The following is a 19,158-nucleotide window of genomic DNA, read 5'->3' on the forward strand; positions in this document are numbered from 1 at the left end:
AGGCTTTTTGAGTGCTATGAGGGTGGAAGGATCACACGGGAAGTACTCACAGAGCCGGCAAGTCGCCCCGGCTCACCGCGTCGACCGGAGCCTGCAGTGCGGGCGGCCTGCTCGACCGCGGCGCGGACCCGGGCGGGGTGGAACAGGTCGGCCCAGACCAGTCGGGCCATGCCGTAGCCCAGGGCCCGGATGCGGTCCTCACGACGCTTCTCGGCGGCGAGCGCGGAGGCCCCCTCAAGACCTTCGTACTTGATCCTCCCGTCGAACTCGATCACCACGCCGAGCTCCGGGAGGTAGAAGTCGACGCGCGCCACGAACGTGCCGTCCTCATCCACGATCCGGAACTGCGGGATCACCACGTACCCCAGATCGATCAGCAGCAGGCGGGCCAGTGACTCGGCGGCTGACTCCGCGGTCGGCGACGCCTGGGCGACGACGTGCCGAGCAGCGCCTAAGCCGGGGGTGTGCCGCATCCGCTCCAGCCATCCTTCGAGCTCCTCTTTCGACGTCAGGCCCAGGCGTAGCGCGGCGTCGGCCGCCGCGATGCCGGAGCGCATGCCGGCGATGAGCACCGTCCCCAGCACTGCGAGCACCGGGACGACGACGCTGAGCCCTGCGGCCTCGGTGAAGGCATCAGCGCCGGGACAGCGGTGCACGACATAGGCGTGGCGGCGCCGCGTCTCATCGGTCTGCCGGCGGTGAGTCAGATGCACCACGCCGAGATCGCGGTGCAGCACCGGCAGGCCGTGGAGCAGCGCGGCACTGGTGTGGCTGACTGCAACCCTCGGCCGGGACCGCACCAAGGCACGGCTCGCGCAGAGGTGACGGTTCGTCGGTGTGCTGGCTGCCGCAACATCGATGTAGGCACCGTGAGCGATCCGTTCCAGCCGGCCGCGCCGGACCAAACCCCGAAGATCGTTGCTGGTCAGCCCCAGGCGTCTCGCCTCCGCTGTGGTGATGACAGAGCCGTGGTCCTGGAGGAAGGCCCGGATGCGCTCCCACGCGGGATCAGCGCCGCGGGGGTCCCTAGAGCCGGCAGGATGAGCGGGCTGGTCGGTAGCCATGTGCACACCGTGACCCAGAGGTTTGGGCCCCTCCAGCCCTCAGACGCACACCTGTGGACAGTGCCGGCCGCCAGCCAAGGATGTGGGCGAACTCAGGCAAGCCCTAGGCCACTCACCGGCCCTTTGTCTGCTTCACGACGGATCCTTCAGGGGGTTGAGCACTCAAAGGGCCGGTGAGTAGCGAGGGATGCTGGGTCGACACTGCCGGCCATACAATCGGACCGGCGCCATCAGCCCCGGCCGACTAGCCTGGGGGCGATTGTCGTGGCGGGCCCTGGCCCTGGCCCGGCATACCCGGCACACACGAAGGAGTGGTGAGCGTGCGGCTCGCGAGCAGACTGGACAACCTGGGTACGGAGACGGCGTTTGCCGTCGCGGCGGCGGCCGCCGACTGGAAGGCGCGGGGCAACGAGGTGTACCCCTTCCACCTCGGCGACCTGGACTTTCCCCTCGCCGGCCACATCGTCGAGGCGATGAACAAAGCCATCGCCGACGGCCGCACCGGCTACTGCCCCGGCCCGGGCATCCCCGAGCTGCGCGAGGCCCTGGCCGACGACATCGGCGGCCGCCGCGACCTGCAGCTGGACCCTGCGGAGATCACCGTGATGACCGGGGGCAAGCCGGTGATCACCAAGTTCATCCAGGCCGTGATGAACCCCGGCGACGAGGTGCTCTACCCCAACCCGGGCTTCCCGATCTACGAGAGCCAGATCGAGTACCACGGCGGCGTGGCCCGGTCCTACCGTTACCTACCCACGCAGGACGGCTTCCGCATCGACCTGGACCAGGTGCGCGAGCTGATCACCGACAAGACCGTGGCGATCATCTACAACGACCTGCAGAACCCGATCTCCGCCGAGTCCACCGACCAGGAGCGCGAGGCGATCGCGCAACTGGCGCAGGAGCACGACCTGTGGGTGCTCTCCGACGAGGCCTACTTCGAGATGCGCTACGAGGGCGAGTCCCGCTCGATCGCCTCCCTGCCGGGGATGCGCGAGCGCACGGTGATCCTCTACACCTTCTCCAAGAAGTTCGCGATGACCGGCTCGCGGCTGGGCTGTGCCGTCGCGCCGCCCGACCTCAGCAAGGTCTTTGGCACGATGAACACCAACGACGAGTCGTGCACCACGCACTACGTCCAGTGGGCCGGCATCGCCGCGCTGCGGGGCCCGCAGGAGTCGGGGCAGGAGACACTTCGCACGCTGCAAGGCCGTCGCGACGCCGCCGTCGAGCTCGTCAACCAGACTTCCGGCATGTCGGTGCAGACGCCCCGCTCGACCTTCTACCTCTTCCCCGACGTCACCGAGGCGATCCAGATCGTCCAGGCGGACGGGTTGGCTGACTTCGCCGAGCAGGCGCTGCACCACACCGGCGTCAGCTTCTGCACCCGCAACCACTTCGGCCGCCCGCAGCCCGGTGAGGACCGCCGCTACATCCGGTTCGCCTACTCAGGCCTACCCGAGGACCGCATCCGTGAGGGGCTGACCAAGCTCCGCGACTGGGTGGGCTCGTTCTGATGGGCCGCGTCGTCGTCACCGGCAAGGTCCCCAAGCCCGCGCTGGACATCCTGCGGCGGGCGGGTCACGAGGTGGTCGCCTGGGAGCGCGAGGAGCAGCAGTCCCGGGCCCAGCTGTTGGAGCAGGTATCGGGTGCCGACGCGCTGGTCACCCTGCTCACCGAGCAGGTGGACGCCGAGTTGCTCGACGCCGCAGGCGAGCAGCTCAAGGTGGTCGCCAACGTGGCCGTCGGCTACAACAACGTCGATGTCGAGGCCTGTCGGTCCCGCGGCGTCGTGGCGACCAACACCCCGGGCGTGCTCACCGACGCCACGGCCGACCTGGCGATGGCGCTCATCCTGATGACCACACGCCGGCTCGGCGAGGGCGAGCGGGTGATCCGCTCACAGACCCCGTGGCAGTGGGGGATGTTCTACCTGCTCGGTTCCGGGCTGCAGCGCAAGACCCTCGGCGTGGTGGGGCTCGGCTCGATCGGCGCGGCCACCGCCCGCCGGGCTCGGGCCTTCGGGATGAACATCATCTACTCTTCACGCTCCGCCGCCCCGCGCGAGCTGACATCCGAGCTGGGTGCACACCGGGTCGACCTGGACACCCTGCTGGCCGAGAGCGACGTGGTCTCCCTGCACTGCCCCTACTCCCCCGCCACCCACCACCTGCTCTCGGCGTCCGAGTTCGCCGCGATGAAGTCGAGCGCCTATCTCATCAACACCGCGCGCGGGCCGGTGGTCGACGAGGCGGCGCTGGTGGAGGCACTCAAGGGCGGGCAGATCGCCGGGGCGGGACTCGACGTCTTCGAGGACGAGCCGCAGGTGCACCCGGGGCTGCTGGACTGCGAGAACGCCGTGCTCCTGCCGCACCTGGGCTCAGCCACCATCGAGACCCGCACCGCGATGGCCACCCTGGCGGCCGACAACGCTGTCTCGGTTCTGGCCGGCGAGGACCCGCCTACGCCGATCGGTTGAGGGTGCGCCCAGCCGCCGCAGACGTCCACCCCAGGTGAGAAACGTCATACCCGAGGGCGCGAAGACGAGAGAGCATGGCGCAGAGCCAGCCTGTGCAGGCCCCCCCGGATGGCGAAGGCCCCCACCGCATCCGGTGGGGGCCAGTCCATCTGTCTCAACACAGAGCGCGCCCGAAGGGATTCGAACCCCTAACCTTCTGATCCGTAGTCAGATGCTCTATCCGTTGAGCTACGGGCGCAACAGGGGTCTACTTTACACCGCGAAGGCTGGGTGAGCTAAATCGGCCGCCGGACTGGTCCGTGGAGGTGTCGGACCGGCCACTCCCACCCCGAGTGGGCCGCCGCACCTGCGGCCGCTAACGTGGAGGCTAGAGGCAGTGCAGCCTGACGCCCACGACGCCGGCGCGACCGGGAAGGGACCCTTCTGATGCAGGAGATCAAGACCACGGGTGGAACCACCCACAAGGAGCTCGACGCCTGGGTGAAGGAGGTGGCTGCCCACGTCCGGCCCGACGAGGTCGTCTGGATCGATGGCTCCGATGAGGAGAACGAACGCATCAACAACCTGCTCGTGGAAGCCGGCACCTTCACCAAGCTCGCCGAGGACAAGAAGCCCAACAGCTACCACGCCCTCTCCGACCCCCAGGACGTCGCGCGCGTCGAGGACCAGACCTACATCTGCTCCACAGAGGAGAAGGACGCCGGCCCGACCAACAACTGGATGGACCCCGAGCAGATGAAGGCCAAGCTCTGGCCCCTGTTCGAGGGCTCCATGCAGGGCCGGACGATGTACGTGATCCCCTTCGTCATGGGCCACCTGGAGGCCGAGGACCCGAAGTTCGGTGTCGAGATCACCGACTCCGCCTACGTCGTCGCCTCGATGCGGATCATGGCCCGCATCGGCCGAAAGATCCTGAGCAGGATGGAGGAGACCGACGCCGTCTACGTCAAGGGTCTGCACTCCGTGGGTGCCCCGCTCGTGGCTGAGGACGGCCAGGACGTCCGTGATGTGCCCTGGCCGTGCAACGAGACCAAGTACATCGTCCATTTCCCCGAGGAGCTGGCGATCTGGTCCTACGGCTCTGGCTACGGCGGCAATGCGCTGCTGGGCAAGAAGTGCTACGCGCTGCGCATCGCCTCGGTGATGGCCCGCGACGAGGGCTGGATGGCCGAGCACATGCTCATCCTGAAGCTGACCAGCCCCGAGGGCGAGGTCCACTACATCGCCGGCGCCTTCCCCTCGGCCTGCGGCAAGACCAACCTGGCGATGATCGAGCCGACCATCCCGGGGTGGAAGGCCGAGCTGGTCGGCGACGACATCTCCTGGATGCGTTTTGGTCCAGACGGGCGCCTGTATGCGGTGAACCCCGAGTTCGGCCTGTTCGGCGTCGCGCCGGGCACCGGGCGGGACACCAACCCGGTGGCGATCGAGACCATCGAGCAGGGCAACTCGATCTTCACCAACGTCGCCCGCACTCCCGATGGCGACGTCTGGTGGGAGGGGATGACCCAGGAGAAGCCGGCCGAGCTCATCGACTGGCACGGCCAGAAGTGGACCCCCGACTCTGACCAGCTCTCCTCACACCCCAACAGCCGGTTCTGCACCCCGATCAACCAGGTGCCCAATATCGCGGCTGAGTACGAGGATCCGCGGGGCGTGCCGATCTCGGCGATCATGTTCGGCGGCCGCCGCAAGACGACCGTGCCGCTGGTGACCGAGTCGCGCGACTGGCAGCACGCCACCTTCATCGCCTCCACGCTCTCCTCGGAGACCACGGCGGCGGCAACCGGTGCGGTCGGCGTCGTCCGACGTGACCCGATGGCGATGCTGCCGTTCATGGGCTACAACGCCAGCGACTACTTCGCCCACTGGCTGCAGATCGGCAAGCAGGCCGACGCCGCCAAGCTGCCCAAGGTGTTCCTGGTCAACTGGTTCCGCCGCGACGAGGACGGCGGCTTCCTCTGGCCCGGTTTCGGCGAGAACTCCCGGGTGCTGAAGTGGATGGTCGACCGCATCGAGGGTCGCGTGGACGCCCAGGAGAGCCCCATCGGTCTCCTACCGATGCCGCAGGACATCGACACCGACGGTCTGGACACCTCCACCGAGGACGTCACCAAGGCGCTGGCCTTCGACCCTGAGGAGTGGAGGGCTGAGCTCCCCCTCATCCGGGACTGGTTCGACAAGTTCGGCGCGGACCTGCCTGGCGCCCTGGAGGACGAGCTGGCGACCCTGGAGCAGCGCTTGACCGAGGAGGTGCAGGCCTGATGGGCATCACTCCAGGAGTCGAGCCCGGCCCAGTCGAGGAGGAGCCGCTGCTGGCGGAGGAGCCGCTGCCCCCGGGCGCGGCCCACCTCGCCGAGAAGGTGGAGGCCATCGACGAGCGGATCCGCTCCGAGGGCCCCGATGAGGTCCAGGAGGCCGACGAGGCGGCGGATGCGGTTGAGGGTGACGCGGACGACGCGGAGTCTCGCGACGCGGATTCCGGTCAGGGGTCCGACGCGGACTCCGATGCGGACCCGACGTCGGACGAGGGCGCCGACCCCGAGGACCCGGAGGCCCAGCAGGGCTGAGCCCTGCGCCATCCGTCGAGGAGCCGCCCTGACCCGGAGAACGCACGAACCCCCGTCCCGCGAGGGCCGGGGGTTCGTGCGTGGATCGGCGGAGGCGGAGGGATTTGAACCCTCGATGGGGCTATAAACCCCAAACCCGCTTAGCAGGCGGGCGCCATAGACCAGACTAGGCGACGCCTCCAGATCGAGGATCAGGGTAACCTCCTATCGGCACCGAGGCCAAACAGGGGCTCTCAGTCCGTGCTCAGCCGCGGATGGTAGAAATCGGGCTGCCACCACCACCTATGCGAGAGGGACCAGCACGCCGATGAGCGCCGACGACGGTCAGCACGGTGATGGTCGTGGCGAAGGTCAGCGCGGCGAAGGTGCCCCGCGCGATAGCCAGCGCGGCGAGCGCCAGCCGGGCGGAGCCACTTTGACGCGCGGGGACGAACACCTGGCGCGGCATCGCGACCCGGGCGGGCTGGGGCGGGCGCTGGGGCTGACCACGCTGAGCGCCATCCTGCCGGGTGCCGGTCTGCTGCGCACGCGGAAGTGGAAGCTGGGGCTGGGCGTGGTGGCGCTGGCCGTCGGTCTGCTGGCCGGCATCGCCGTCTACGCCATGGTCAACGGGCTGACCACGACCGCCTTCCAGACGGCCGCGGACACCGACCGGTTGCGGCTGATCCTCGGGGTGGTGATCGCCGGGACCGTGCTGTGGATCGGGGTGATCGCGCTGACCGCGATGGTGACCCGACCGCGCCGGCCGAGCACGGGGCAGAAGGTCTCGCTGGCCGCCTTCACCGCCCTGCTGTGCGTGGCCGTCTCCGCCCCCGCCGCGATCGGGGTGCGCTACATCAGCGCCCACGTCGACGCGGTGGACCGGGTCTTCAACTCCGGATCGATGGGTGGCGGCGGCCCGGACGGCCCGCAGCCGACGTCGCTGGTCAGCGGCGACCCGCAGAACCCGTGGGCCGACCTGCCCCGGGTGAACGTGCTGCTGCTCGGCTCGGACGCCGCGGAGGCCCGCGAGGGCACCCGGACCGACACCATGATGGTCGCCAGCATCGACACCACAACCGGCGACAGCGTCCTGTTCTCCATCCCACGCAACCTGCAGAACGTGCCGATCCCCCGCGACCTGCCGCTGTACGAGTTCTACCCCGATGGTTACAACTGCGGACCCGAGTGCCTGATGAACGGCATCTGGACCGCGGCCGAGATCCACGCCGAGGAGCACCCCGAGCTGTACACCGGGGAGTCCCACCCCGGGCTCACCGCGACCCAGCGGGTGCTCGCCCAGGTGCTGGGCCTGCCGATCCACCAGACGGTGATCGTCAACCTGCAGGGCTTCGAGGACCTCATCGACGCCATGGGCGGGGTGGTCATCAACGTGCAGGAGCAGATCCCGATCAACGGACGCACCTACACCGACGCCCAGGGCCACCTGCAGCTGGACCCCAACTCCCCCGCCTGGAGTGGCTCGAGCCCGGCCCCCAGCGGCTCGACGGCGACCAGGCGCTGGGCTACTCCCGCTCCCGGGTCACCTCCGACGACTTCAGCCGGATGCGCCGGCAGCGGTGCATGGTGGCGGCCGTGATCGACCAGGCCAACCCGATGACGATGCTGCAGCGCTACCCGCAGATCATCGGCGCGGTGGGCGACAACATGGTCACCGACATCCCGGTCTCCGACCTGGACGAGTGGGCCGAGCTGATGCTCGAGGTCCAGGGCGGGCAGATGCAGAGCCTGCCGCTGACCTCCTCCAACATCGACACGGCCAACCCCAACTTCTCCCAGATCCGCATGTGGGTGTGGGACGCCCTGTATGCCGTGGACCCGCCGGAGCCCGCGCAGGCCACCGAGGACGCCACGGACGACGCGGCCGTCACCACCGCGCCGGAGACCGACGCCCCGGACACCGACGAGGCGGAGATGACCACCACCCCCGTCGACGAGCTCACCGACATCGGCGCCGTCTGCGATTGACCGGCCCCGCCGAACCCCGCCGCGCGCACGGCATACCCGACCGGGAATGGCGGAAGGCCCCCGCCACCTGTTGGTGACGGGGGCCTTCTGCGGTGCTCGGGGAGGGTGACCTCAGAGCGGACGGACGGCGTCGGCCTGAGGACCCTTGGGGCCCTGCGTGACCTCAAACTCGACCCGCTGGGCCTCGTCGAGAGCCTTGTAGCCGTTGGTCTGGATGGCCGAGTAGTGGACGAACACGTCGGGGCCACCGCCATCCTGGGCGATGAAGCCGAAGCCCTTTTCCGAGTTGAACCACTTCACGGTTCCCTGTGCCATGGGCGATCTTCTTTCTGCTGTGCTGTGCAGGTGCGACCCCACGCACCTGCGTGCGGCCCGTCTTCGCCACAACCCCCGGCGTCACCTCGTCGCATGCACCCTCAGGCGGGGACGCGTGGTCCGGGCTGTCTCTCGCAAGGGAATGCAACGTCAACCGCGACAAACGGTAGCAGCACCGGCGCCCTTGGGCGACCCTGTGACATGCGATGATGAAGGCCTTGGAGGGTTCGCATAGTGGCCGAGTGCAGGCGCCTTGAAAGCGCCCGAGGGAGACCTCCGTGGGTTCGAATCCCACACCCTCCGCCGTCCTGGCCCGGTCCAGGTGCCCGCAGCTCGGCGCCGTCGACCGGCCCGACGTCTTCGTGACGTCTTCGACATGCCCCCGCACCGTGTGGGTTGTATGGTCAAGACCGGTACATGACCCCAACAAGGAGGAGTCATCATGAGAAACAAGCTGATGCTGCTGATCGCCGGCGGCGCCGGATACGTCCTGGGCGCCCGTGCGGGCCGTGAGCGTTACGACGAGATCGCCGACCGGGCCAACAAGCTGTGGACCGACCCGCGCGTGCAGGAGAAGGTCGAGGAGGTCAAGGCCAAGGCTCCGGAGGTCGCTCAGAAGGTGGGCGACCAGGCCAAGAGCAAGGCCGATGACCTCAGGTCCAAGGCGGGCGGCAACGGGTCCAACGACATGGGCGGTGGCTCTGGTGGAGCCTCGGACAGCTCGGGCGGTGGCTACGGTAACGCCACCGGCGAGGTCACCGGAGACGGCGAGATCAAGGTCGACGACTCCGGTTTTGGCCCAGGGGGCGACAGGCTCCCCTGAGCTGACCTGCTCCGCCCTCCCGGCTCACGCCGACCCCTGAGGGTATGACGCGAGCGGCCCCTCTCCCGCGGGAGAGGGGCCGCTTGCGTCATACCTGGTCCTGGCCGGGTTATCTGGCCGGTTCATCTGCCCGGAGGGGTCAGCGGCACGGCCTACCCGGGCTCAGATCCAGAGCGCCGGCTCGTCGTAGAGGGTGGCCTCCGGGTCGGTGCCCGGCTCGCAGGGTCGCACCTTCGCCGGGATGCCGGTGGCCACGCACATGGACGGGACGTCCTTGGTGACCACGGCGTTGGCCCCGACCTGGGCGCCGTGGCCCAGGGTGATGTTGCCCAGCACCTTGGCGCCGGCGCCGATGGTGACGCCGTCGCCGAGGGTGGGGTGGCGCTTGACCGGCTCCAGCGAGCGACCACCCAGGGTGACTCCGTGGTAGAGCATGACGTCGTCTCCGACCTCGGCCGTCTCGCCGATCACCACGCCCATGCCGTGGTCGATGAAGAACCGCCGCCCGATGGTCGCGCCGGGGTGGATCTCCACCCCGGTGGCCGCCCGGGCCACGTGCGAGATCACCCGTGCCGGCAGCGTGGCGCCCCGGTCCCACAGCTCGTGGCTGACCCGGTGGGTCCAGATGGCGTGCAGGCCGGGTGAGGCCAGCGCCATCTCCAGCCGGCTGTCGGTGGCGGGGTCTCGCGCGATGGCCGCGTCGAGGTCCTCGCGGACGCCGGCCGCGGCGCGCCTGAGCAGCCCGGCGGCCCGGCCGGGCGTCCTGACGAGGGCCGCCAGCATCAGTCAGTCAACCCCTCGAAGAGGACGGTGGACAGGTAACGCTCGCCGAAGTCGCACACGATGGCCACGATGGTCTTGCCAGCGCTCTCGGGGCGGCGGGCGACCTCCAGGGCCGCGTGCACGATCGCCCCGCTGGAGATCCCGGCGAGGATGCCCTCCTGGGTGGCCAGGTCGCGGGCGACCCGTACGGAGTCGTCAAGGGTGACGTCGGCGACCTCGTCGTAGAGGTCGGTGTCGAGGATGTCGGGGATGAAGTTGGCGCCCAGGCCCTGGATCTTGTGCGGGCCGGGCTGGCCGCCGGACAGGATCGGGGAGTCCGCCGGCTCGACCACGACCAGGTGCAGGTCGGGGTTCTGCTCCTTGAGGTAGCCACCGCCACCGGTGATGGTGCCGCCGGTGCCGACGCCGGAGACGAAGATGTCGATCTTGCCGTCGGTGTCGGCCCAGATCTCCGGTCCGGTGGTGGCCCGGTGCACGGCGATGTTGGCCGGGTTGGCGAACTGGCGGGCACGCACCGCACCCTCCTTCTCGGCGATCTCGTCCGCCTTGGCGACCGCGCCCTTCATGCCCTCCGCGCCCGGGGTGAGCACGAGCTCGGCGCCGTAGGCGCGCAGCAGGGCCCGGCGCTCCACGCTCATGGTCTCCGGCATCGCCAGCACGACCTTGTAGCCGCGTGCGGCGCCCACCATGGCCAGCGCGATCCCCGTGTTGCCCGAGGTGCCTTCGACAATGGTGCCGCCCGGCTCGAGCTCTCCGCTCTCGACCGCGGCGTCGATGATCGCGGCGCCGATCCGGTCCTTGACCGAGTTGGCGGGGTTGGCGGACTCCAGCTTCACCAGCACCTGGGCACCCTCGGCGATGCCCTCGGTGAGGCGGTTGAGGCGCACCAGCGGGGTGCGGCCGATGGTCTGGGTGATGTCGTCGTAGACGGCCATGTGGGGGACCTTTCGTCAGGGGGGCGGTGGATATGACTCTCGCGTCCGTTATACAACGCTCAACACCGCGTTATTCCAGGGCCCCCGCAGGCCGCTGGACCGCCTGCGGCAGGTCTGCGCCGCCGGTGTCGGACGGGGCGACTACCCTGCGTTTATGTCACTCACGGTCCTGCAGGTCCTCGCCATCGTCGTCGCGGCCCTGGTCACCTTGACTGCGGTCGCGCTCTTCGTGCGCACGATCGTGGGCTTCGTGGCCAAGTTCCGCCTCGGCCAGCCGGCCGCCGCGCGGGCGGACCAGCCCGGCACCCGCACCATCACGCTGATCCGCGAGTTCCTCGGGCACACCCGGATGGCTCGCAAACCCGTGGTCGCGATCGCGCACTGGGGCGTGATGCTGGGCTTCATCCTGCTGTCCACGACGCTGCTGACCGCCTACGGCCAGCTCTTCGACCCTTACTTCACCCTGCCGCTCATCGGGCACTTCCCGCCCTACATCTGGCTGGCCGAGCTCTTCGGCTGGTTCACGATCATCGGCATCGTCGTGCTGACCGTCGTCCGTCAGCGGATGCACCCCCGGTCGCTGGACCGGCGCAGCCGGTTCTGGGGGTCCAGCTTCTGGCAGGCGTATGTCGTGGAGTTCGTCATCCTCAGCGTCGGCCTGTGCATCGTGGCGCTGCGCGCCCTGGAGTATGCGCTGGGCCGGGCCACCGGGGCCGACTGGGCCGACTCCCTGCACTTCCCCACGACCGGCTGGCTGGGCAGCCTCTTCGACGGCCTGTCCGTCGGGGCGCTGGAGACCACCATCGTCGCGGTGGCGCTGATCAAGATCCTCATCTCGATGGGCTGGATGGTCACCGTGGCGCTCACCCCCACCATGGGCGTGGCCTGGCACCGGTTCCTGTCCTTCCCCAACATCTGGTTCAAGCGGCACGCCGACGGCCGCACCTCGCTGGGTGAGCTGCAGCCGATCCAGGTCGCGGGTGAGCCGGTCGACTTCGAGAACATCGAGGACCTCGACGAGGACGCCGCTCTGGGCGTGGGCAAGGTCCAGGACTTCACCTGGAAGGGCCTGCTGGACTTCTCCACCTGCACCGAGTGCGGCCGCTGCCAGGAGCAGTGCCCCGCCTGGCACACCGACAAGCCGCTGTCGCCGAAGATGCTGGTGACCCAGCTGCGCAACCACCACCACGCCGCGGCCCCCTGGCTGCTGGCCACCCCAGAGGCGCGGGAGGGCGCCGCGGCCGCGCTGGAGGCGGCCGGCGGGGCCGGTGCGGCGGGCCTGCCCGACCAGCTGCACGGCATACCCACCACGGCCGTGCTGGAGGCCCAGCGGCCCCTCGTCGGCGAGACCGAGGGCGACCCGACGATCCCCAGCGGCGGCGCCGTGATCGACCCCGAGGTGCTGTGGTCCTGCACGACCTGCGGCGCGTGCGTGGAGCAGTGCCCGGTCGACATCGAGCATGTGGACACGATCGTGGACATGCGCCGCTACCAGTCGCTCATCGAGTCGGCCTTCCCGACCGAGCTGGGCGGGCTGTTCAAGAACCTAGAGAACAAGGGCAACCCGTGGGGGATGAACGCCCGGCTGCGGATGGACTGGGCCAAGGACCTCGACTTCGAGATCCCGATGGCCGGGGCCGACGTCGAGAACGTCGCGGACCTGGACTACCTCTTCTGGGTCGGCTGCGCCGGTGCCTTCGAGGACCGGGCAAAGAAGACCACGCGGGCGGTGGCCGAGCTGCTGCACACCGCAGGGGTCTCCTTCGCGGTGCTCGGCGACGGTGAGACCTGCACCGGCGACCCGGCGCGACGCGCGGGCAACGAGTTCCTCTACCAGATGCTGGCGATGCAGAACGTCGAGGTGCTGAGCGAGGTCGGCGCCACCAAGATCGTCGTGACCTGCGCGCACTGCTTCAACACCATCAAGAACGAGTACCCACAGGCCGGTGGCAAGTTCGAGGTCGTCCACCACACCCAGCTGCTGAACAAGCTGGTGCGCGAGAAGCGTCTCGTCCCCGTCGCCCGGCCCGACCAGGCCGACACCCAGGGCGCGGCCTCGACCGCGGCCACCGTGACCTACCACGACCCGTGCTACCTGGGCCGCCACAACCAGGTCTACGCCCCGCCGCGCGAGCTGCTCGGCGCGTTGCCCGGCGTGGAGATGCGCGAGATGCCCCGCCACGGGGAGAAGTCCTTCTGCTGCGGCGCCGGCGGTGCCCGGATGTGGATGGAGGAGAAGATCGGCACCCGGATCAACCTCAACCGCACCGAGGAGGCCCTGGCCACCGGGGCGGACCGGATCGCGATCGGCTGCCCGTTCTGCCGGGTCATGCTCTCCGACGGCCTGACCCAGAAGCAGTCCGAGGGCGCCCGCGAGGAGGTCGAGGTCGTCGATGTCTCCCAGATGCTGCTCGCGGCGGTCCGGCGCGGGCAGGAGGAGGAGGCCGAGGCCACGGTCGCGGTTGAGGGCGTGGCCGAGGAGTCTCGGGACTCGGGCGCACCGGCACCGCAGGACGCTGACCCCGGCGAGGTCGCGGACCAGGCCCAGGTCGAGCAGATCGAGGGTGACCTGGTCGAGGAGGGCGTCGCGCCGACGAGCGCCGAGGCGGTCGAGGCGACCCCCGGCCCCCAGCAGGAGCTGGACCAGCCCGCGGACGCTGCACCCACCGCCGACGCTGACGGCCCCGACCCCGAGAAGGCCTGACCGGCCGGGGCCTGGTCAGTCCAGGCCGGCGGCGCGGGCCGCGACCGGCTGGAAGTGCTCCCAATAGGCCTCGTCAGCCAGGTGCATGCCCCACGCCGCGCGGGGCCCGACGTAGCGCAGGTGCCAGGGCTCCCAGGCATAACCGGTCACGGCCTGGCCGCCCTGCGGGTAGCGGATGATGAAACCCCAGCGGTGGGCGTTCTCGGCGACCCACTGTCCCTCCGGGGAGTCGCCGAAGCACTGATAGTTACAGGTCCCCCGAGGTCGACGGCCAGGCCAAGCTGATGCTCGCTGTGCCCGGGCCGGGCCGAGAGAATGTCGGCGCGCTCCTCCCCCAAACGGCCCGCCCAGTCCGCGAAGGTGCCCGCCTGCGTCTCGTAGGAGCGGAACCCGGAGGTCACGGTCAGGGACGGGTGCCCGGCCTCGGCAGCGGTCGCTACCAGGGCGTCCAGCTGCTCGGCCACCTCGGCCCGGGCCTGGTAGGGCCCACCGCCCATCGAGACCAGGTCGTCCGGACGGTAGTCGATCGGGTCCACCGCCTGCTCGCGAGTGACCTGCGAGAACAGCATCTGCGCATCAGTCGCCTCCAGGGTGATCAGCGGCAGCGCTTGCCAGACGGGGATGGCGCATCCCAGCCCGCTCGCGCCGAACGCCGCCCCGCCCACCGGCCCGGACGCAATCTCGGCACCGCTGGGCTCGGCGCGGCAGGGCTCCCCCTGGACAGCAACCCCCGCGCCCTGGACCTCGACCTGGTCCTCGGCGGACCCCGCACCGCTGAACGGCATACCGCCACGGGTCACGAAGATGCCGGAGACGGCCACCACCGCAACCAGGCTGAGCGCGGAGGCCCGCCTGGGCTGTAACACCAGCCTCCGTCGACGACGGTCGAGACGAAGCGGCCGCGGCGGGCGGCGACCCGGCTGGACGTCCTCGGTGTGCGGCGCGGGGGCCGGTACGCTCATCGCAGGAGCCGCCTCCTCAGTCGCGGATCGGAGTGCGGTGGAAGGACTGGAAGGAACGGCTGGCGGTCGGTCCGCGCTGGCCCTGGTAGTGACTGCCGCGAGGGGCGGAGCCGTAGGGGTGCTCGGCCGGGGAGCTGAGCTGGAAGAAGCACAGCTGGCCAATCTTCATCCCGGGGTGGAGCAGGATCGGCAGCGTGGCCACGTTGGACAGCTCGAGGGTGACGTGGCCGGTGAAGCCGGGGTCGACGAAGCCGGCCGTCGCGTGGGTCAGCAGGCCCAGCCGACCCAGGGAGCTCTTGCCCTCCACCCGCGCGGCGACGTCGTCCGGGAGGGTCACCTGCTCGAAGGTGGAGGCCAGCACGAACTCCCCTGGGTGCAGCACAAAGGTCTCCTCCGGCCCGGTCTCGATGAGGCGGGTCAGCTCGGGCTGCTCCTGGGAGGGGTCGATCATCGGGTACTTGTGGTTGTCGAACAGCCGGAAGTAGCGGTCCAGCCGGACGTCGATGCTCGAGGGCTGGATCATCCCCGGCTCGAACGGGTCGAGGAGGACCCGACCGGAGTCGATCTGGGCACGGATGTCACGGTCGGAGAGCAGCACGTTGGCAGCCTATCCGGGGTGCGGCTTTGACCCTGGCAGGAGGCCGGTTAGTATGTCGCTTCGACCCCTGAACGGGGTCACGCGGGCGTAGTTCAATGGTAGAACATCAGCTTCCCAAGCTGAATACGCGAGTTCGATTCTCGTCGCCCGCTCTCGCTCCGGCCTCACCTGCGTTCCGCGCGCTCTTGCAGGGCTGCCTCGCCCTCGTATCCTCTTCCTCCGCAGCCGCCGGACGCTGCAGGCGTTCGGTCACTCGTGCGGGTGGAGCAGCTGCGCATCCGAGATCCCGTCCGAATGCTTGCGCACCCACTCGGCATACGCCGGCAGCGCGTGCGTGACCCGCACCCCCAGGATCTCCGGCACCTCATAGGGGTGCTCGGCGAGGATCACCGCGGACACGGCCTCGAAAGCGTCCTCGGTGGTCTTCATCAGCAGCAGCCACTCATCGCCCTGCTGGGCCTCCCCCTGCCAGCTGTAGACCGAGGTGATCGGGCCGATGACCTGCACGCACGCCGCCAGCTGCTGCGCGACCAGGCTGTGCGCCAGAGCCAGACCCGTCTCGGTGTCCGGCACCGCCGCCCGCACCTCCAGCAGGGCCGGGGCGGCAGAGATGTGCGCCGATGGCCAGGTCGTCCCGCCGGCCGCGCCAGAGCCATTCTCGTTCGTCATGCCCGCACCCTAGGGCAGGTCCGGGAGCCGCGGCCAGTGTGCTGGCACGCCCCCCTGGAACAGGACAGGATGGCTCCATGGCAGACACAGCGAACGCCACGGCGCACCCGGCCCGGTCCCATGCGGTGGGGAGCACGGACGTCCCGCTGCTGGAGCAGACCATCGGGGACAACCTGGACAGCAACGCCCGGGCCCACGCCGAGCGCGAGGCCCTGGTGGAGATGGCGACCGGGCGCCGGTGGACGTACGGCGAGCTGCTGACCGACGTGAACCGCGTCGCCCGGGGCTTCCTCGCCTCGGGCGTGCGCCGCGGGGACCGGGTCGGAATCTGGGCGCCGAACTGCGCGGAGTGGACGATCGTGCAGCTAGCCACCGCCAAGATCGGGGCGATCCTGGTCAACATCAACCCGGCCTACCGCACCCACGAGCTGGCCTACGTGCTCCGCCAGTCGGGGGTCTCCACGATCGTCGTCGCCGAGTCGTTCAAGGGCAGCAGCTACCCCTCGATGGTGGAGGAGGTGCGCGACGAGTGTCCCGACCTGGTCCAGGTGCTGGTCATCGGCAGCCCGGGCTGGAGCGCCTTCCTCGACGGAGCGCACCAGGTGACCCGGGACCGCCTGGTCGAGCTGCAGGCCCAGCTCACGCCGCAGGACCCGATCAACATCCAGTACACCTCCGGCACCACCGGCTTCCCCAAAGGCGCGACCCTCTCGCACCGCAACATCCTCAACAACGCCTTCTTCGTCGGTGCGGGCTGCGGCTACACCGAGCGCGACGTGATCTGCATCCCCGTTCCCTTCTACCACTGCTTCGGGATGGTGATGGGCAACCTGGCAGCCGTCAGCCACGGCGCCGCCATGGTCATCCCCGCGCCAGGGTTCGACGCCTCTGCGACGCTGCGCGCCGTGCGGGAGGAGCAGTGCACGTCGCTGTACGGCGTGCCGACGATGTTCATCGCCGAGTTCGCGCTGATCGACAAGGGTGAGGGCTTCTCGGTGGAGGACCTGGCCTCCGTGCGGACCGGGATCATGGCCGGCTCGTTGTGCCCGGCGTCGGTGATGCGCCGGCTCATCGAGGCCGGGATCACCGAAATGACCATCTGCTACGGAATGACCGAAACGTCCCCGGTGTCCACACAGACCACCCCCAGTGACCCCTTCGAGAAGCTGACGGGCACGGTCGGGCGGGTCATGCCGCACCTGGAGATCAAGATCGTCGACCCCGCCACGCGTGACGTCGTGCCCCGCGGGACGCCGGGCGAGTTCTGCACGAAGGGCTACTCGGTCATGCTCGGCTACTGGGATGAGCCGGAGAGGACTGCCGAGGTGGTGCAGGACGGGTGGATGGCCACCGGCGACATCGGGGTGATGGACGAGGAGGGGTATGTCGAGATCACCGGGCGCATCAAGGACCTGGTGATCCGGGGCGGGGAGAACATCTACCCGCGTGAGGTCGAGGAGTTCCTCATGGGCCACCCCGACGTGCTGGACGCGCAGGTCGTGGGCGTGGCGGACCCGAAGTATGGCGAGGAGCTCATGGCCTGGCTGCGACTCAAGGACGGGGCCGAGCTGCTGACCGCGGAGTCGGTGCGAGAGTTCTGCGCCGGCAAGCTCGCGCACTACAAGATCCCCCGCTACGTCCGGGTCATCGAGGAGTACCCGATGACCGTCACCGGCAAGATCCGCAAGGTCGAGCTGCGCGAGGCCGGCGAGCAGTCGCTCGAGGGCGAGGGCTGACCGACCCCCCCCCCACCGGGAACACGGTCTGCCCCCCACCGGCAACACGGTCTGCCCCCACCGGCGACACGCTCTGCCCCCCACCGGCAACACGGTCTGCCCCCCACCGGGAACACGGTCTGCCCCCCACCGGGAACACGGTCTGCCCCCGGGTGAAGGGGCGCGGTGATGCGGGCTACCGGCTAGGTCCCTCGTCGGGGTGGACTGGTGGCACAGGATGAGCGGGTGGAGGATTCGATGACCGGCCGCTACTGCCTGGCCAAACTGGACGAGATGATCGACGTCGTCAGGGGGTTGGATGACGAGACCGCCAATGCGGCGCCGGGATTAACCGGGGCCAACTCGGCCTACCAGATCCTGTCTCACTGCCTCGGGATGGCCCGACAGTGGACCGCTGAACACATCCTCGGCGAGCCCACGGGCCGGGACCGGGCCGCCGAGTTCGGGGCGAGGGGCGACGTGGCGGAACTGGTCGCGCGGGCCCGGGCGACCAGAGATCAGCTGGCGGTCGACCTGTCCCGGATGGAGCCAGGGATGCAGGTGCCAGGTCGGCCCGGTGTCGACACCTTCTGGAGCCACGACGTCGAGGGCATTCTGCTGCACGTGCTGGAGGAGCTCTGCCAGCACCTCGGTCACCTGGAGATCACCCGAGACCTGGTCACTCGGGGTTCTTGACGACCGACGCTTGCTCGGACCGAGCGTGTCGCCGGACGAGACAGACCGTGTCGCCGGACGAGACAGACCGTGTCGCCGGACGAGACAGAGCGTGTCGCCGGTCGGTGGGGTCAGGCGTCGAGCGCTGTGCCACTGTTGCGACGTGGCCGAGGAGCAGGAAGCGTGGTCGGATGCCCAGCGGGAGCGGGCCCGACAGCAGGTGACGTCGGCGGCGCTGGTGCTGGTGGACTTCGACGGCCCGCTGGCGCGGTTGCTGCCCGGGGACCGCTGGCGGGAGGTGGCGGCCCAGGTCCGGGCCCGGGCCGGTGAGCTGGGTGGGCCGGAGCTGGAGACAGCTCTGGACGGTGCGCCCGATCACGTGCAGTGCCTGCGCCGGGTGCACGAGCTCGCGCCCGGCATCGTCCCGCCCCTCGTCGAGGAGGTGACCCGGCTGGAGCTGGCGGCTGCGGCGCAGGTCGACCCGGCGGACTACGCCGTCGAGTTCATCGAGCAGTGCCTCGACCGGGGCTCGGCCGTGGTGGTGGTCACCAACAACGACCCTCACGTCGTGGCGCGGGTGCTCGACCCCCACCGGCCGAGGCTCAGTGCGCGGCTGACCGCGATCCTCGGTCGAGACCCTGACCGGCTGGACGCGCTCAAGCCCAGCCCGGCCATGCTGCTCGACGCCCTGAAGCTGACCGGCGCACAGGCACAGGACGCGGTCTTCCTCGGAGACTCCGTCACCGACGTCGAGGCGGGTCGGGCTGCCGGGGTCCCGGTGGTGGGGGTGGCCGAGGAGGCTGAGCGTCGGGCCGAGCTGCTCGCGGCCGGCGCCCTGGCAGCCGTCCCCGGCGTGGGTCACCTGCTCCGGCCCCGCTGACTGACGCAGCCCCCGCTT

18 protein-coding genes, 4 tRNA genes and 2 pseudogenes are annotated in these 19,158 nt (G+C 69.8%); 13 read left to right on the plus strand and 11 right to left on the minus strand.

The window, feature by feature from the left end; genetic code table 11:
- Nucleotides 1–14 precede the first annotated feature (14 nt).
- Nucleotides 15–1,064 carry a type IV toxin-antitoxin system AbiEi family antitoxin domain-containing protein gene (locus tag FY030_RS13880; protein WP_158062118.1) on the minus strand — a complete coding sequence of 350 codons (1,050 nt, stop codon included), beginning with the start codon at nt 1,062–1,064 and terminating at the stop codon, nt 15–17.
- A 320-nt stretch (nt 1,065–1,384) separates the two neighbouring features.
- On the opposite strand from FY030_RS13880, the gene FY030_RS13885 reads away from it, so the two are divergent.
- Entirely contained in the window at nt 1,385–2,581 is a 1,197-nt protein-coding gene (locus tag FY030_RS13885) for a pyridoxal phosphate-dependent aminotransferase (protein WP_158062850.1), read from the plus strand.
- Nucleotides 2,581–3,543: a 2-hydroxyacid dehydrogenase gene (locus tag FY030_RS13890; protein WP_158062120.1), complete on the plus strand. Its 963-nt coding sequence runs from the start codon at nt 2,581–2,583 to the stop codon at nt 3,541–3,543. The genes FY030_RS13885 and FY030_RS13890 overlap by 1 nt, the downstream gene beginning before the upstream one ends.
- A 165-nt stretch (nt 3,544–3,708) precedes the next feature.
- Here FY030_RS13890 and FY030_RS13895 read toward each other — a convergent pair.
- Nucleotides 3,709–3,781, minus strand: a tRNA-Arg gene (locus tag FY030_RS13895).
- A gap of 188 nt (nt 3,782–3,969) precedes the next feature.
- On the opposite strand from FY030_RS13895, the gene FY030_RS13900 reads away from it, so the two are divergent.
- Both FY030_RS13900 and FY030_RS13905 read left to right on the plus strand, forming a co-directional pair.
- Nucleotides 3,970–5,808: a phosphoenolpyruvate carboxykinase (GTP) gene (locus FY030_RS13900; protein ID WP_158062122.1), complete on the plus strand. Its 1,839-nt coding sequence runs from the start codon at nt 3,970–3,972 to the stop codon at nt 5,806–5,808.
- Nucleotides 5,808–6,113 (plus strand): hypothetical protein, encoded by a 306-nt coding sequence (locus FY030_RS13905; RefSeq protein WP_158062123.1) that lies wholly within the window; start codon nt 5,808–5,810, stop codon nt 6,111–6,113. The genes FY030_RS13900 and FY030_RS13905 overlap by 1 nt, the downstream gene beginning before the upstream one ends.
- A gap of 89 nt (nt 6,114–6,202) precedes the next feature.
- On the opposite strand, the gene FY030_RS13910 is transcribed toward FY030_RS13905, so the two are convergent.
- Nucleotides 6,203–6,294, minus strand: a tRNA-Ser gene (locus FY030_RS13910).
- A gap of 126 nt (nt 6,295–6,420) precedes the next feature.
- Here FY030_RS13910 and FY030_RS13915 point away from each other — a divergent pair.
- Together FY030_RS13915 and FY030_RS16440 are read left to right on the plus strand one after the other, a co-directional pair.
- Nucleotides 6,421–7,692, plus strand: coding sequence for an LCP family protein (locus FY030_RS13915; protein ID WP_158062125.1), 1,272 nt, complete (start codon nt 6,421–6,423; stop codon nt 7,690–7,692).
- Entirely contained in the window at nt 7,614–8,081 is a 468-nt protein-coding gene (locus tag FY030_RS16440; RefSeq protein WP_420371888.1) for an LCP family protein, read from the plus strand. Before FY030_RS13915 ends, FY030_RS16440 begins: the two co-directional genes overlap by 79 nt.
- A 111-nt stretch (nt 8,082–8,192) precedes the next feature.
- Here the strand turns inward: FY030_RS16440 and FY030_RS13925 are convergent, their stop codons facing one another.
- Nucleotides 8,193–8,396 (minus strand): cold-shock protein, encoded by a 204-nt coding sequence (locus FY030_RS13925; protein ID WP_158062129.1) that lies wholly within the window; start codon nt 8,394–8,396, stop codon nt 8,193–8,195.
- A gap of 220 nt (nt 8,397–8,616) precedes the next feature.
- Here FY030_RS13925 and FY030_RS13930 point away from each other — a divergent pair.
- Together FY030_RS13930 and FY030_RS13935 are read left to right on the plus strand one after the other, a co-directional pair.
- Nucleotides 8,617–8,699: transfer RNA gene (locus tag FY030_RS13930), tRNA-Ser, on the plus strand.
- A 139-nt stretch (nt 8,700–8,838) separates the two neighbouring features.
- Nucleotides 8,839–9,219, plus strand: coding sequence for a YtxH domain-containing protein (locus FY030_RS13935; RefSeq protein ID WP_158062131.1), 381 nt, complete (start codon nt 8,839–8,841; stop codon nt 9,217–9,219).
- A gap of 162 nt (nt 9,220–9,381) precedes the next feature.
- On the opposite strand, the gene epsC is transcribed toward FY030_RS13935, so the two are convergent.
- Nucleotides 9,382–10,002, minus strand: coding sequence for a serine O-acetyltransferase EpsC (gene epsC, locus FY030_RS13940; protein WP_158062133.1), 621 nt, complete (start codon nt 10,000–10,002; stop codon nt 9,382–9,384).
- Complete coding sequence (cysK, locus tag FY030_RS13945; protein ID WP_158062135.1) at nt 10,002–10,937, minus strand: cysteine synthase A; 936 nt, start codon at nt 10,935–10,937, stop codon at nt 10,002–10,004. Before cysK ends, epsC begins: the two co-directional genes overlap by 1 nt.
- Nucleotides 10,938–11,091: 154 nt before the next feature.
- On the opposite strand from cysK, the gene FY030_RS13950 reads away from it, so the two are divergent.
- Nucleotides 11,092–13,641: a (Fe-S)-binding protein gene (locus FY030_RS13950; protein WP_238348397.1), complete on the plus strand. Its 2,550-nt coding sequence runs from the start codon at nt 11,092–11,094 to the stop codon at nt 13,639–13,641.
- A gap of 15 nt (nt 13,642–13,656) precedes the next feature.
- On the opposite strand, the gene FY030_RS17130 is transcribed toward FY030_RS13950, so the two are convergent.
- The 4 genes and pseudogenes from FY030_RS17130 to dcd form a co-directional block, all read right to left on the minus strand.
- Nucleotides 13,657–13,791 carry a hypothetical protein gene (locus FY030_RS17130; protein ID WP_272950521.1) on the minus strand — a complete coding sequence of 45 codons (135 nt, stop codon included), beginning with the start codon at nt 13,789–13,791 and terminating at the stop codon, nt 13,657–13,659.
- Nucleotides 13,792–13,806: 15 nt separating this feature from the next.
- Nucleotides 13,807–13,992, minus strand: a pseudogene (locus tag FY030_RS17375) (hypothetical protein); the annotation flags it as partial.
- Nucleotides 13,905–14,603: pseudogene (locus FY030_RS13960) on the minus strand (M15 family metallopeptidase); the annotation flags it as partial. The pseudogenes FY030_RS17375 and FY030_RS13960, both read right to left, overlap by 88 nt.
- 16 nt (nt 14,604–14,619) lie before the next feature.
- The gene (gene dcd, locus FY030_RS13965) at nt 14,620–15,201 is read right to left on the minus strand and encodes a dCTP deaminase (RefSeq protein ID WP_158062139.1); all 582 of its coding nucleotides are present in this window, start codon (nt 15,199–15,201) and stop codon (nt 14,620–14,622) included.
- Nucleotides 15,202–15,282: 81 nt separating this feature from the next.
- Between dcd and FY030_RS13970 the strand changes: the two genes are divergently transcribed.
- Nucleotides 15,283–15,353 (plus strand) — tRNA-Gly (locus tag FY030_RS13970).
- A gap of 97 nt (nt 15,354–15,450) precedes the next feature.
- On the opposite strand, the gene cutA is transcribed toward FY030_RS13970, so the two are convergent.
- A complete protein-coding gene (gene cutA, locus FY030_RS13975; RefSeq protein WP_158062141.1) occupies nt 15,451–15,870 on the minus strand; it encodes a divalent-cation tolerance protein CutA in 420 nt (139 codons plus the stop codon).
- A gap of 77 nt (nt 15,871–15,947) precedes the next feature.
- Here cutA and FY030_RS13980 point away from each other — a divergent pair, with 77 nt between their 5' ends.
- The 3 genes from FY030_RS13980 to FY030_RS13990 all read left to right on the plus strand — a co-directional run bounded on the left by FY030_RS13980 (nt 15,948) and on the right by FY030_RS13990 (nt 19,140).
- On the plus strand, nt 15,948–17,606 hold the full coding sequence (locus tag FY030_RS13980) for an AMP-binding protein (protein ID WP_158062142.1): 1,659 nt from the start codon (nt 15,948–15,950) through the stop codon (nt 17,604–17,606).
- A gap of 207 nt (nt 17,607–17,813) precedes the next feature.
- A complete protein-coding gene (locus tag FY030_RS13985; protein WP_158062144.1) occupies nt 17,814–18,281 on the plus strand; it encodes a mycothiol transferase in 468 nt (155 codons plus the stop codon).
- A gap of 142 nt (nt 18,282–18,423) precedes the next feature.
- Nucleotides 18,424–19,140 carry an HAD family hydrolase gene (locus FY030_RS13990; protein ID WP_158062146.1) on the plus strand — a complete coding sequence of 239 codons (717 nt, stop codon included), beginning with the start codon at nt 18,424–18,426 and terminating at the stop codon, nt 19,138–19,140.
- Nucleotides 19,141–19,158: the final 18 nt, after the last annotated feature.

Source organism: Ornithinimicrobium pratense (assembly GCF_008843165.1).
GTDB classification, from domain to species: Bacteria; Actinomycetota; Actinomycetes; order Actinomycetales; family Dermatophilaceae; genus Ornithinicoccus; species Ornithinicoccus pratensis.

Bases quoted from the DNA above. Each gene is read 5' to 3' on its own strand.
- FY030_RS13905 (WP_158062123.1), top strand. From the start codon at position 5,808: ATGGGCATCACTCCAGGAGTCGAGCCCGGCCCAGTCGAGGAGGAGCCG.
- cutA (WP_158062141.1), bottom strand. From the start codon at position 15,870: ATGACGAACGAGAATGGCTCTGGCGCGGCCGGCGGGACGACCTGGCCA.
- FY030_RS13915 (WP_158062125.1), top strand. From the start codon at position 6,421: ATGAGCGCCGACGACGGTCAGCACGGTGATGGTCGTGGCGAAGGTCAG.
- FY030_RS13980 (WP_158062142.1), top strand. From the start codon at position 15,948: ATGGCAGACACAGCGAACGCCACGGCGCACCCGGCCCGGTCCCATGCG.
- FY030_RS13950 (WP_238348397.1), top strand. From the start codon at position 11,092: ATGTCACTCACGGTCCTGCAGGTCCTCGCCATCGTCGTCGCGGCCCTG.
- epsC (WP_158062133.1), bottom strand. From the start codon at position 10,002: ATGCTGGCGGCCCTCGTCAGGACGCCCGGCCGGGCCGCCGGGCTGCTC.
- FY030_RS13880 (WP_158062118.1), bottom strand. From the start codon at position 1,064: ATGGCTACCGACCAGCCCGCTCATCCTGCCGGCTCTAGGGACCCCCGC.
- cysK (WP_158062135.1), bottom strand. From the start codon at position 10,937: ATGGCCGTCTACGACGACATCACCCAGACCATCGGCCGCACCCCGCTG.
- FY030_RS13900 (WP_158062122.1), top strand. From the start codon at position 3,970: ATGCAGGAGATCAAGACCACGGGTGGAACCACCCACAAGGAGCTCGAC.
- FY030_RS13935 (WP_158062131.1), top strand. From the start codon at position 8,839: ATGAGAAACAAGCTGATGCTGCTGATCGCCGGCGGCGCCGGATACGTC.
- FY030_RS13925 (WP_158062129.1), bottom strand. From the start codon at position 8,396: ATGGCACAGGGAACCGTGAAGTGGTTCAACTCGGAAAAGGGCTTCGGC.
- FY030_RS13890 (WP_158062120.1), top strand. From the start codon at position 2,581: ATGGGCCGCGTCGTCGTCACCGGCAAGGTCCCCAAGCCCGCGCTGGAC.